We start from the raw sequence: 12,307 nt of genomic DNA, 5'->3' as shown, positions 1-12,307 counted from the left end.
CAAAACCCCTTTATTTCTAGACTGCCGGCCATCAGTGCGGCCGTTCGGCAAGCAGCGCCCAGAAGGCGAAGAGCGGTGTATCCACCGACCTCATGGCATGTTTGATCCCGGGGATATTGTAGAACGATCCGCCGATACCAGGCGAAAACCAGTCCCCTTCCCCTTGCTGAAATTCTCCCTCGGAAAGCACGAGATAAACTTCCTCCGGCGGGTGGTCGTGATCGGGATAGCGCACGTGCGGTGCCAGCAATGTCACACCCAGCCACAGGTCGCTCCGCTCCTCCAATCCTCCCGGGCCGACGATCATGGCATTGGCATGCCCATCGACGAAATTGTCGCCGGCGGTGTGGTCATACTTGGTGCGCCGACGCCATTCAAGCATCGGCTCGATGCCTTTGAACGCCTCGATCAATCGCGACAGCGAAGTATCATAAGAGGGATCAACCGCAAGCGCCACATCAAGCTGAGCGCAGACGGGCAAGCGACTTCCCTCCCCCGCACGCCCGCTCCCGGGCTGCTCCAACGCTGCAAAAAATTGACGGATCGAGCGCCGGAACTCCGGGGCCTTCGCGAACCGATCGAAAGCCAGAGACGCGGCATCCACAAAACGCTGGAGACTTTCCTCGCGTAAACTCATATCGCCCCCCGAAATGAGCGGCCGACGAGCGGCCGCTCCTGCGATCATATATCCTTGGCGATGCGCAGGCCGTCATAAATGGCGGCATGCGTATTGCGCGCAGCGACAGCATCGCCGATCCGGAACAACTGGAACTTGCCCTCGGGATTGCGCATGACGGATTGCGGTTCCCCGGAAAGAAGCTGGTCGTGCGACATCTCGCCGAGATTGCTGGAGCTGGGCTTCAGCTCGAAATAGAGTTCGTCGAGCGGGATTGTGCCGTGATTGACGACGATCTGGTCGAAGCTGCTCTGCTTGGCAATCCCGCCGTAATCGCTGCCGACATGGGCGACGAGTTGGTTGCCGCTCTTCTCGACGGCCTCCAGGCGATAGGTCACGGTGAAGGTGACGTCATGCTTCTGAAGCGAGCGCATATAGGGCACTAGGTTCATGGCCATGACTTCGGGCGCGAAGGACCGGTCCGGCGTCATGATCTCGACCTTGGCGCCGGCCTTGGCGAGAAACTCCGCCGCCTGAAGGCCGGCATGGTCGCCGGCATCGTCGAAGATCAGTACATTGGTGCCTGGCTTCACATCGCCGGAGATGATGTCCCAGGAAGAGACCACCAGCTCGTTGCCGCGCGAGAGAACCTCGGTATGCGGCAAGCCGCCGGTCGCGATGATGACGACGTCGGGGTTCTCGGCTTCAATCGTGTCGGCTTCCGCCCAGCTATTGAAGTGGAAGGTGACGTCGTATTTCTCGCACTGGCTCATGCGCCAGTCGATGATGCTGATCATTTCCCTGCGGCGCTCGCTTTGGGCGGTGAGCCGGATCTGGCCGCCGGCATTGTTCGCCGCTTCGAAGACGACCACCTTATGGCCGCGCTCTCCGGCGACGCGCGCCGCTTCCAGACCGGCCGGGCCGGCGCCGACGATGACGACCTTTTTCCTGGCGTCGGCCTTCGCTACGATATGCGGCATGGTCAGTTCGCGGCCGGTCGCGGCGTTGTGGATGCAGTAGGCGGCCCCGCCCTGGTAGATGCGATCGAGACAGTAATTGGCGCCGACGCAGGGACGGATATCGTCTTCCCGCTTTTCGATGATCTTGCGGACGATATGCGGGTCGGTCATATGGGCGCGGGTCATGCCGACCATATCGACCTTGCCGGCCGCGATTGCGTGGCGGGCGGTGGCGACGTCGGGAATCTTCGCCGCATGGAAGGTCGGGAAGTCGGTCGCGGCCCGGATCTCGCCGGCGAAGTCGAGATGCGGCGAATTCGCCATGCCCTGGATCGGGATGACGTCGGTGAGACCCGCATCGGTATCGATGTGGCCGCGGATCACGTTCAGATAATCGATGAGGCCACTTGCCTTCAGACGCTTGGAGATTTCGATGCCTTCTGCCTTGCCGGTGCCGCCGGGAAGACATTCGTCGGCGGTATAGCGCAGGCCGAGAATGAAATCGTCGCCCACCCTTTTCCGGATCGCCTTGAACACGTCGAAACAGAAGCGCAGGCGATTATCCAGCGAGCCGCCATAGGGGCCATCGAGCTCGTTGGTGAGCGGAGACACGAACTGGTCGATCAGGTGACCGTAAGCCTCAAGTTCGACACCGTCCATGCCGCCCGCCTTCATGCGTTCGGCCGCGTCGGCGAAATCCTTGATGACGCGCTCGATATCCCAATCTTCCATTTTCTTCGGGAAGGCGCGGTGCGAAGCCTCGCGATGATGTGAGGGGGCGAGAACCGGCAGCCAGTCACCCTTGTCCCAGCGCGTGCGCCGGCCGAGATGGGTCAGCTGGATCATGATCGCCGCACCCTCTTCGTGCACGGCGTCGGTCATCTCCCTGATCCAGGGAACGATCTCGTCCTTATAGGCAAGCAGGTTGTTGAAGACCGGCGGACTATCCTTGGAGACGGCCGCCGAGCCCGCCGTCATCGTCAAAGCCACCCCGCCCTTTGCCCGCTCCACCGTATAGGCGCGATACTTCTCCTTCGGCATGCCGTCTTCCGGATAGGCCGGCTCGTGGGACGTCACAATGATACGGTTGCGCAACTTCAAATGTTTGAGCTGATAGGGCTGTAGAAGAGGATCATTCGACATGGGTCGTGGTTCCGGATTAAAACATCGAAGGAGACGCTAAGCGCAATGTACATATGTGTCAACGATGAAAACAGTTAGGTCGCTATTTTCGACACTCGTGTACATTTTTCTTGTGCACGACTTCATAATTTGATAAGGGATAAAGCATGGATCAGGCTATGAACGACACTGGCTGGCGCGGATCGCAGGAGGGATGGCTGGATGCAGCTTACCACTCCCTGTTGGAATCCGGCGTGGATTCGGTGAAGATTCTGCCGCTGGCGAAGAAACTCAATCTCTCGCGCACGAGCTTCTACTGGTTCTTCAAGGATCGGGAGGAGCTGTTGAGCGCGCTCGTAGCGCTATGGCGCGACAAAAACACCGGCAACATCGTCAAGCGGTCCGAAGCCTATGCGGAATCGCTGGCCGAGGCGATGCTCAACGTCTTCGATTGCTGGCTCGACAACGATCTGTTCGACGCGAAGTTCGAATTTGCCGTGCGCAGCTGGGCGCTGCAATCCGACGAGCTTCTCGCCGAGGTCCAGCAGGCTGATCAGCTCCGGCTGGAGGCGCTGAAACGCATGTTCATGCGGTTCGGGTTACCAGAAACGACATCGGATGTCAGAGCGCGCACAACGTACCTTGTCCAGATCGGATATATTTCCATGCAATCAAGGGAGGAACTCGCCGTCCGCATGAAACGGATTCCGGAATATATTGCGATCTACACGGGCGAAGTGCCGCAGCAGAGGGAGCTTGATCGCTTCTTCTCCCGGCATGCCTACAGGCCCGGTTAAAGGAGACCCGGATGAGCGTTTCCTTGAGGATCGGCATAATTGGCGGCGGCGGCTGGCTGGGCGGAGCAATCGCCGGCTCGATTGTCGATGCCGGCCTGGTCGAGCCTGGAAATCTCTCGCTCTCCTATCGCAGTCAGCAGCCGGATCGCTTCTCGAATTCTTTCTGGACCTCCGACAATCAGGCGCTTGCCGACCGCTCGGACGTGATCCTTCTCTCCGTCCGGCCCGATGACTGGCGGACCCTTGACGTCGATGCCGGCGGCAAGCTCATCATTTCGGTCATGGCGGGCATCGGCCTTGGCGCCCTTTCGCAACGCCACAAGACCGGTCGTGTTGTCCGCGCCTTGCCGAATGCCGGTGCCGAAGTGGCCAAGTCCTATACGCCGTGGATTGCTGCGGGCGACATCACGGAAGGCGACCGCGCCGTCGTCCGCGCCATTTTCGACGCCTGCGGCTCACAAGACGAGGTCGCACGCGAAAGCGACATCGATTACCTCACAGGCCTTTCCGGTTCCGGACCGGCGTTCCCGGCGCTGCTTGCGGCCGCCATGATGAGCGATGCCGTCGCACACGGTCTGCCGGCCGAGATTGCGCGCCGCGCCGTCAATACGGTGATATCGGGCGCCGGCCGCCTTTTGGAGCGCCGCGACGAGAGCCCGGATGACGTCGTTCAAACCTTTCTTGACTATCGCGGCACGACTGCGGCGGCCATCGACAGCATGCGCGCTGCGGGATTCGACGCTTCGGTTGCCACAGGATTGTCGGCAGCATTTCAGAAATCGGTGAGTATGGGAAAGGTTTCCTGACGACCGTTGGGGCGGGCACTGCGGCACCCCGCTCGACGAGACAAGCCGCTAAACAGAGGGAACGAGAATGAAAAAATTACTTGCATCGACGTGTTTGACGTTCGGCCTGATCGGCGGCGCGTCATTCGCCAGCGCCGCCGAATGCGGCAGCGTCACCATCGCCAGCATGAACTGGCAGAGCGCCGAAGTTCTCTCCAACCTGGACAAGTTCATTCTGAACGAAGGCTATGGCTGCAGTGCTGACATCACCGTCGGCGACACGGTCCCGACGATCACCTCCATGGCCGAAAAGGGCCAGCCGGACATCGCGCCCGAAGCCTGGATTGATCTGCTGCCCGACGTCGTCAAGAAGGGCACGGAAGAAGGCCGCATCGTCCAGGTCGGCTCGCCGCTGCCGGATGGCGGCGTGCAGGGCTGGTGGATCCCTAAATATGTCGCCGATGCTCATCCCGATATCAAGACGATCGGCGACGTGCTGAAGCATCCGGAACTCTTCCCCGATCCCGAGGATCCGAAGAAGGGCGCCATCTTCAACGGTCCGCAGGGCTGGGGCGGCACGGTCGTCACCTCACAGCTCTACAAGGGCTTTGAGGCTGAGAAGGCCGGCTTCACCCTCGTCGACACCGGCTCTGCCGCCGGCCTCGACGGTTCGATCGCCAAGGCCTACGAACGCAAGGAAGGCTGGGCCGGCTATTACTGGGCACCGACCGCGCTGCTCGGCAAGTATCAGATGGTCAAGCTCGAAGCCGGCGTGCCGGAGGATTCCGCCGAATGGAAGCGCTGCATCACCGTCGCCGACTGCCCCGACCCGAAGCCCGCTTCGTGGCCGGTCGATCACGTCGTCACCCTGGTTGCCAAGCCCTTCTCGGAAAAGGTCGGGCCTGAAGTCATGGACTATCTGGCGAAGCGCTCCTGGAGCAACGACACGGTCAACAAGCTGATGTCGTGGATGACCGACAACCAGGCGACCGGCGAAGACGGCGCCAAGCACTTCCTGAAAGAAAACAAGGACATCTGGTCTAAGTGGGTTTCGCCGGAGGCAGCCACGAAGATCGAAGCTGCCCTCTAACACTGACTATCGCGGTGCGCCGAAAGCGCACCGCTTCTCACTCGCCGATAAAAACAAAAAGACGGCCGCGGCTCTTTGAAGAAAAGGGGAACCGAATGGAATGGTTTTACAAATTCCCGCATATGGATGACGACGCGCTTCGCAATCTGAAGAAGGCGATCGATGACGGCTTTCGCGGATTCACCCGCGCCTATGGCGACGGCATCGAAACCCTGTTCGTGCCGCTGCAGCATTTCCTGATTGCCGCCGAGCGGTTCATGACGCAGACGCCGTGGCCGATCATCACCCTGATCGTCCTTGCCATCGCCTGGTTTGCCAGCCGCAGCCTGAAGATCGTCTTCGGCTGTCTGGTGACGCTGATGCTGATCGGCTATTTCGACATGTGGGACGATACGATGCGGACGGTCTCGATGATCTTCGTCTGCACCATTCTATCCATCGCCATCGGCATTCCGATGGGCATCCTGATGGCCCGCTCCGACCGGCTGCAGCGCGTCATCAATCCGATCCTCGACGTCATGCAGACGATGCCGAGCTTCGTCTATCTCATCCCGGTCGTCATGCTGCTCGGCATCGGCAAGGTGCCCGGCCTGATCGCCGTCGTCATCTACGCCATCCCGCCGATGATCCGCCTGACCGATCTCGGCATCCGCCTCGTCGACAAGGACGTGCTCGAAGCCGCCGACGCCTTCGGCACATCGCGATCGCAGAAGCTGTTCAAGGTGCAGCTGCCGCTGGCGCTGCCCACCATCATGGCCGGCATCAACCAGACGATCATGATGGCGCTCGCCATGGTGGTCATCGCCTCCATGATCGGCGTTCAGGGCCTCGGCCAGCCGGTGCTCAAGGCGATCGCCAACCAGTATTTCACGCTGGGTATCTTCAATGGTCTTGCCATCGTGGGCATCGCCATCATCTTCGACCGAGTCAGCCAGGCATATGGCAAAAGGCTCCAGAAGCATCGGGAGACCGTCCATGGCTGAGCATCGTTTCGGCGGCATTAAGATCCGCCATCTCTACAAGATCTTCGGCCCCAACCCCGCCGCGCATGTCGATGCGGTGCAGAAGGGACTGTCGAAGACCGAGCTCAACGAAAAGCACGGTCATGTGCTCGGCCTCAGGGACATCAATGTCGAGATCCCCTCTGGCCGCATCCAGGTCGTCATGGGCCTGTCGGGTTCGGGCAAATCGACGCTGATCCGCCACATCAACCGGCTGATCGACCCGACCGCCGGCGAAGTGCTGGTCGACGGCGTCGATGTCGTGAAGATGAACGAGACCGAATTGCGGGCGTTTCGCCGCCACCAGACGGCGATGGTGTTTCAGAAGTTCGCGCTTCTGCCGCACCGCAATGTGCTCGACAACACCATCTTCGGCCTCGAAGTGCAGGGCATGGAGCGGGCAAAAGCCGTCGACATCGCCATGCGCTGGCTGGAACGGGTCGGGCTGAAGGGCTTCGAGCAGCGCTATCCCAACCAGCTCTCCGGCGGCATGCAGCAGCGCGTCGGCCTGGCCAGAGCGCTCTCCAACGACGCCCCGGTGCTTCTGATGGACGAAGCCTATTCGGCGCTCGATCCGTTGATCCGCACCGACATGCAGACAGTGCTTCTCGATATCCAGAAGGAGATAAAGAAGACCATCGTCTTCATCACCCACGATCTCGACGAGGCACTGCGTCTCGGCGACCAGATCGCCATCCTGCGCGACGGCGAAGTCATCCAGCAGGGCACCAGCCAGGACATCGTCCTGCGCCCGGCAGACGACTACATCGCCAACTTCGTCAAGGAGGTCAATCGCGGCAGGGTCATCCACGTCGAAGCCGTCATGACGCCGCTGCACTCCGGTGCGGCGCCGGTTGGACTGGCGATTGTGGCGGGAACGACCGTCGAAGAAGCCGTCCGGATCCTGTCATCGGCGCCAGAGGGCGACGCCAGGGTAGTTTCGCCTTCCGGAGAAACCTTAGGGCTCGTCACTTTCCGCCAGCTCGCAAGCGCGATGGTGAACTCACAAGAGATGGCTCCCCAGCGCGACAGCGCCCTGTCGGTCGCCCTCTGAAACTGCCAATGCGGCCGTCTTTCCGTTTCGCTGACGACACCAAGCACGTCGCCATCTCCGGAAAGCCGGCCGTCGCAGGACCTTGAAGAGGCTTGAAATGGCTTCTTGATGCCTGATCGATCACAACACCGGCTGGGCGAGGAATTGCGCTCGCGGGGTATCGATGTCATCGAAACCCGAGACTGCGCCGCCCCGCGCCAAGCGCCCCATGCCTTCTATGAGTGTAGGCGGGCTGCATTGGAGCTGTGACGCCGGAGTCTTCCCGCTTGCTGCTTAAGCAAGCTCTCCTGTGTGCCAAACGAGACCTTCAAGATCTCTATCCACCTTGCGCAAGCCGCGGCGCGAACACGCCTCCAGCCAGCGCCTTCTTATACATTTTGCGCAAAAGCAGTCCAGACTGCGTCGCGAAAAACCGCTTGGCCGACTTTATCGGCGGCCGACAATTGCTCGATGGCCACGGAGCAATAAGATGATTGTCGACCAAGGCCATGATGGTCAGCGGTCCTCAAGCCAAGCCCGTTCATCCATCACCCCCAAAACGGATGGAAGGGGTCATACATACGCACCCCATCCCGTGCGTATGCCAGCATGCCTGTCTGCCTGCCGAAGGCTATTAAGCGGTCCACTATAGAACCTTCGGCAGGCGACTGCGCAGATCCCTGAGTGGGATATTCTCCACAGCTTCAGTGATGATGCGTGTCTCGGCAAGATCGCCGCGTTGAGCCTTTCGTGGCCTCACGGATACACTCCATAAAATTGCCCCTCTGCGTAATCGTTTCACCACCGATAGCCGGCGGCGTGACGGCTTGCCTATTGTTCCCATGTCTGCCAGTTCCGGCCCTTAAGCTGCAAAAACTAAGTGGATGGGAACTGTCGATAATGCGTTCAACAGGTTGGATTGTTTGACGTCTGCCACGTCCGAGTTCCGCCGGTATCGGCTTGTGCAAGGCGCTGATCTCGCTGCCGATACCGTGCGGAGATCCACCTGCTCGGCCAAGGCCTGCTGCGCTCCAACCCCCGATAAGCTAGAATATAGGCAAGCCTCGCCCAATCCGCGGCGATCGATGACGACCGGCATGACGGATAGAGGTACGCACATCCATCCGTCACCAGGGATCGCGCGTCGCGCCGGGATCCGCAAGCAGTTGGGAAGGGCAGGTCAGCGCAGCCACACTGAACAATGGGAGCAGCATGTCCGACAATAGCCCTGCGCCATTCTCGTTCCGGTTTCGGGGTTCGTCCTTCGACAACATGGTCGAAACGCTCGGCGGGGCCTTCGGCGCCTTCGATGCCGAGCCTGTCGGCCGCGCCCAGGACTTCCACTGGGGGTTGGATTTCTCCGCAAATGACAGCGCTGTCCTTCTAACCGGCTATCACGCTGCGGAGTTTCAGTTCAACATCGAGCCGACAGTCGATACGGCGGAATATCTGTCGATTGTCGTACCGCGCAGCGGCGGCATGGGAGTGGCTTACGGGTCCCGCGTCGCCGAGGCGGGGGAAGGAAAACTGCTTCTCTATAACAATTTCGAACCAGATAGTGTCCTCATGTACGGCCAGTCGAATGTCATCGACGAATTGCTGATCAACTGGTCGGTGATCCTGCAGACGATCGGCCAGACGTTCGAAATGCCGTTCAGCGGCTCTCTCGATCTATTGCCCGAACTGAATCTGTCGACGCCGGTCGGCCGGACGATCGGCAACCTGACGGAGACGATCGCCATCGGCATGCGCGACAACGGCCCCTTGCTGCAGTCACCGATCGCCATGGCGCATATGACGCAGGCGCTGGCCGATCTTGTCGTGCGCATGGTGCCGAACCGGCTGTCGCATTTCCTCGACAAGGGGCCTGCGCTCATCGCTCCCCGGCACGTGCGCAAGGCGATCGAATTCATGCAGGCCAATATCGATCAGCCGATCACCATGCCGAAGGTCGCCGAGGCGGCCGGCGTCTCCAGCCGGGCGCTCGAAACCGGCTTCCGCGCCTTCAGGGGCACCTCTCCCGCCGTCTATCTGTTGACGCTTCGCTTGCGCGCGGCGCGGCAGGAGCTGCTCGACCCCGAGAGCAAGGAGAGCATGAAAGGGATCTGTCTCAAATGGGGCTTCTTTCATTTCGGCCGGTTTTCCGCAGTCTACAAATCGACCTACGGGGAATACCCTTCCGACACCCGGAAGCGCGTCTGCCGTTTGTAGCCGCCGGGGTTAAAGCATGTCCCGCAAAAATGTGCTGCGGTTTTGCGATAAAGACATGCGGAAAAACAAAGACCTAAAGCGTGACAAGCGAATCTGAAAGATCGCGACGCGCTTTAGGACGCGGAAGCCGGCGGCAATGTGTAGTGCACTCTCATCGTCCTCGGATCCCGCTTGACGATCTCAAGCACCCCCTCCCTCGCCGCCAGAGCGTTCAGTTCCCGCAGAACGAGGGAATGGGCAATCCCGAGCTTGCGTGCAAAGGCGCGGCTGTCGCGCGCGATCCCGAGTTCGGCGGCGACGAGGAGGCCCGCCTGCATGGATGTCAGGCGGATGTCCCCGGCTTGCGCCGCAGCGACAAGGGCGAAAAATCGATCGGCGTCGGATAGCTCTTTGCTCACGCGGCGTTTCGCCCGCGCAAGGACACCATGATCGATTTCGAGGTGGGCGTATCGCTTTCTTTGCCGGCGCTGCCGAGCGGCACCAGCACGTTCAGCTCGGGATAATAACCGGCGATGCTGCCCCTCGGAATGTCATAGGGCACCAGGCGAAAATTCCCGGCAATGCGCTCGATGCCATCATGATGCTCGCCGACCACGTCGATGCGGTCACCGGCCTCGGCATTCATCGCCTTCAGGTCGGCCGGATGAATAAAAATGACCTGCCGCTCTCCGTAGACGCCGCGATATCGGTCATCCAGACCATAGATCGTCGTATTGTATTGATCATGCGACCGGAATGTCTGCAGGGCGAAACGACGTCCCTCGCCCTTTCGCGCCCGCTGATGGACCGTCTCCTCGGGAAGCGCCTCGGACGAGAACGACGCTTTGCCCGCCGATGTGTCCCACTCCCGATGGCTTGCTGCGTTGCGCAGGTGGAAACCGCGGGGCTTGCGCAGGCGCTTATTGTAGTTTTCGAAACCGGGAATGATCGCCTCGATGTGATCGCGGATGCGGTCGTGGTCGTCGGTGAGCTCTGCCCAGTCAACCACGGCGGAGCCGACCGTCGCCTGTGCAATGCCGGCGATGATGGCCACTTCCGAGAGGAGATGCGGCGAGGCCGGGCGATTGATACCGGCAGAACCATGCACCATGCTCATCGAATCCTCGACGCTCACGAGTTGGGAGTTGCCCGCCGCGTTCAGATCCATCTCGGTGCGCCCGAGGCACGGCAGGATAAAGGCCGTCTCGCCGGGCATGAGATGCGAATGATTGGGTTTGGTTGCGATGTGCACCGTCAGCTTCAGCCGCCGCAGCGCACTTTCAACGAGTGCACTGTCAGGCGTGGCGCGGGCAAAATTGCCGCCAAGTCCGATGAAGGCTTCGGCAGAGCCGTCGAGCATCGCGCCGATCGCCGCAAGGACATTGTGGCCATGTTCGCGAGGAACGGTGAAGCGGAAGTGTTTTTCCAGCGCATCGAGGAAATCCTCCGGTGGCTTTTCGTTGATACCCACGGTGCGGTCACCCTGCACGTTGGAATGGCCGCGAACCGGGCAAAGGCCGGCACCCGGCCGGCCGATATTGCCGCGCAGGAACATGAAATTGGCGATCTCGCGGATCGTCGCGACGGAATGCAGATGCTGCGTCACGCCCATCGCCCAGGTGCAGATGACCCGCTCGGCGTTGATATAGACATCGGCCGCCCGCTCGATCTCCTCCCGGCTCAGTCCCGACTGGTCCTCGATCTCAGCCCAGCTCGTCGCCTCGACCGCTGTCCGATACGCCTGAAAATCCGCGCAGTGTTCCGTGAGAAATGCGTGATCGAGAACGGCGGGTTGGCCAGCGGCGGCCGCTCTGTCTTCTCTAGCCAGCACGGCCTTGGCCATTCCGCGCACCGCAGCCATGTCGCCGCCGAGCTGCGGCTGCAGATAAAGGCTGGCGATATCGGTCGAACCGCCGCGCAGCATCTCGATCTTGTCCTGCGGATCGGAGAAGCGCTCCAGGCCGCGCTCGCGGATCGGGTTGAAGACGACGACGCGCGCGCCGCGGATCGCCGCACGACGCAAGTCTCCGAGCATTCTCGGATGGTTGGTGCCAGGGTTCTGCCCGATCACGAAGATCGCGTCGGCCTCTTCGAAATCCTCCAGAAGCACCGTGCCCTTGCCGACGCCGACGGCCTGGCGCATGGCGATACCGCTTGCTTCGTGGCACATGTTGGAGCAATCGGGAAAATTGTTGGTGCCGTAGACGCGCACGAATAGCTGATACACGAAGGCGGCTTCGTTGCTCGCCCGACCCGAAGTGTAAAACTCCGCCCGGTTGGGGGTATCGAGACCCTTCAGGATGCCGCCGATCTCGGTAAAGGCATCCTGCCACGAAACCGGCAGATAACGGTCGCTCGCCGCATCGTAGCGCATCGGATGCGTCAGGCGGCCGTTGAGTTCAAGTTCATAATCCGTCAGCCGACGAAGCTCAGACACCGTATTCTTGGCGAAGAAGGCGGGCGTTGCCCGCTTCTCCGTCGCCTCCCAGGCCACCGCCTTCACGCCGTTTTCGCAGAACTCGAACGACGATCCGTGTTCCGGATCGCCCCAGGCGCAGCCCGGGCAATCGAAACCATCAGGCTGGTTCGCCTTCAGCATGGTGCGCGCACCCGAGATGGGCATGCCGCTTTGCAGCAATTGCTTGCCGCAGCTCTTCAAAGCGCCCCAGCCGCCGGCGGCCGCCGATTTCTTACCAATGAATTTTGAGTCCATG

Annotated in this window: 10 protein-coding genes; 6 read left to right on the top strand and 4 right to left on the bottom strand. The window is 60.9% G+C overall.

Annotation, left to right across the window (positions count from 1 at the left end):
* Positions 1-31: 31 nt before the first annotated feature.
* Together MF410_RS28375 and MF410_RS28370 are read right to left on the bottom strand one after the other, a co-directional pair.
* The gene (locus MF410_RS28375; protein WP_239620971.1) at positions 32-637 is read right to left on the bottom strand and encodes a dimethylsulfoniopropionate lyase; all 606 of its coding nucleotides are present in this window, start codon (positions 635-637) and stop codon (positions 32-34) included.
* Positions 638-681: 44 nt separating this feature from the next.
* On the bottom strand, positions 682-2,718 hold the full coding sequence (locus tag MF410_RS28370) for an NADH:flavin oxidoreductase (RefSeq protein ID WP_097629901.1): 2,037 nt from the start codon (positions 2,716-2,718) through the stop codon (positions 682-684).
* Between the two features lie 146 nt (positions 2,719-2,864).
* Here MF410_RS28370 and MF410_RS28365 point away from each other — a divergent pair, with 146 nt between their 5' ends.
* The 6 genes from MF410_RS28365 to MF410_RS28340 all read left to right on the top strand — a co-directional run bounded on the left by MF410_RS28365 (position 2,865) and on the right by MF410_RS28340 (position 9,614).
* The gene (locus tag MF410_RS28365; RefSeq protein WP_097629902.1) at positions 2,865-3,494 is read left to right on the top strand and encodes a TetR/AcrR family transcriptional regulator; all 630 of its coding nucleotides are present in this window, start codon (positions 2,865-2,867) and stop codon (positions 3,492-3,494) included.
* An 11-nt stretch (positions 3,495-3,505) separates the two neighbouring features.
* Positions 3,506-4,300, top strand: coding sequence for a pyrroline-5-carboxylate reductase dimerization domain-containing protein (locus MF410_RS28360; RefSeq protein WP_239620969.1), 795 nt, complete (start codon positions 3,506-3,508; stop codon positions 4,298-4,300).
* Positions 4,301-4,367: 67 nt separating this feature from the next.
* On the top strand, positions 4,368-5,369 hold the full coding sequence (locus MF410_RS28355) for an ABC transporter substrate-binding protein (RefSeq protein WP_054183824.1): 1,002 nt from the start codon (positions 4,368-4,370) through the stop codon (positions 5,367-5,369).
* Between the two features lie 95 nt (positions 5,370-5,464).
* The gene (locus tag MF410_RS28350; protein ID WP_003592380.1) at positions 5,465-6,352 is read left to right on the top strand and encodes a proline/glycine betaine ABC transporter permease; all 888 of its coding nucleotides are present in this window, start codon (positions 5,465-5,467) and stop codon (positions 6,350-6,352) included.
* Positions 6,345-7,424: a glycine betaine/L-proline ABC transporter ATP-binding protein gene (locus MF410_RS28345; protein ID WP_097629904.1), complete on the top strand. Its 1,080-nt coding sequence runs from the start codon at positions 6,345-6,347 to the stop codon at positions 7,422-7,424. The genes MF410_RS28350 and MF410_RS28345 overlap by 8 nt, the downstream gene beginning before the upstream one ends.
* Before the next feature lie 1,191 nt (positions 7,425-8,615).
* The gene (locus MF410_RS28340) at positions 8,616-9,614 is read left to right on the top strand and encodes an AraC family transcriptional regulator (protein WP_239620967.1); all 999 of its coding nucleotides are present in this window, start codon (positions 8,616-8,618) and stop codon (positions 9,612-9,614) included.
* A gap of 113 nt (positions 9,615-9,727) precedes the next feature.
* Here the strand turns inward: MF410_RS28340 and MF410_RS28335 are convergent, their stop codons facing one another.
* Together MF410_RS28335 and MF410_RS28330 are read right to left on the bottom strand one after the other, a co-directional pair.
* Positions 9,728-10,012 carry a hypothetical protein gene (locus MF410_RS28335; RefSeq protein WP_239620965.1) on the bottom strand — a complete coding sequence of 95 codons (285 nt, stop codon included), beginning with the start codon at positions 10,010-10,012 and terminating at the stop codon, positions 9,728-9,730.
* Positions 10,009-12,306 (bottom strand): FdhF/YdeP family oxidoreductase, encoded by a 2,298-nt coding sequence (locus tag MF410_RS28330; protein ID WP_239620963.1) that lies wholly within the window; start codon positions 12,304-12,306, stop codon positions 10,009-10,011. Before MF410_RS28330 ends, MF410_RS28335 begins: the two co-directional genes overlap by 4 nt.
* Position 12,307 lies beyond the last annotated feature (1 nt).

The sequence above is a fragment of the Rhizobium sp. C104 genome (assembly GCF_022354505.1).
GTDB lineage: Bacteria > Pseudomonadota > Alphaproteobacteria > Rhizobiales > Rhizobiaceae > Rhizobium > Rhizobium redzepovicii.
The sequence above is the reverse complement of the archived record's forward strand: the minus strand, read 5'-3'. Positions and strand labels throughout refer to the sequence as shown.

What these genes read in the sequence shown, in the direction of transcription:
- MF410_RS28375 (WP_239620971.1), bottom strand. Translation starts at nt 637, where the DNA reads ATGAGTTTACGCGAGGAAAGTCTCCAGCGTTTTGTGGATGCCGCGTCT.
- MF410_RS28370 (WP_097629901.1), bottom strand. Translation starts at nt 2,718, where the DNA reads ATGTCGAATGATCCTCTTCTACAGCCCTATCAGCTCAAACATTTGAAG.
- MF410_RS28365 (WP_097629902.1), top strand. Translation starts at nt 2,865, where the DNA reads ATGGATCAGGCTATGAACGACACTGGCTGGCGCGGATCGCAGGAGGGA.
- MF410_RS28360 (WP_239620969.1), top strand. Translation starts at nt 3,506, where the DNA reads ATGAGCGTTTCCTTGAGGATCGGCATAATTGGCGGCGGCGGCTGGCTG.
- MF410_RS28355 (WP_054183824.1), top strand. Translation starts at nt 4,368, where the DNA reads ATGAAAAAATTACTTGCATCGACGTGTTTGACGTTCGGCCTGATCGGC.
- MF410_RS28350 (WP_003592380.1), top strand. Translation starts at nt 5,465, where the DNA reads ATGGAATGGTTTTACAAATTCCCGCATATGGATGACGACGCGCTTCGC.
- MF410_RS28345 (WP_097629904.1), top strand. Translation starts at nt 6,345, where the DNA reads ATGGCTGAGCATCGTTTCGGCGGCATTAAGATCCGCCATCTCTACAAG.
- MF410_RS28340 (WP_239620967.1), top strand. Translation starts at nt 8,616, where the DNA reads ATGTCCGACAATAGCCCTGCGCCATTCTCGTTCCGGTTTCGGGGTTCG.
- MF410_RS28330 (WP_239620963.1), bottom strand. Translation starts at nt 12,306, where the DNA reads ATGGACTCAAAATTCATTGGTAAGAAATCGGCGGCCGCCGGCGGCTGG.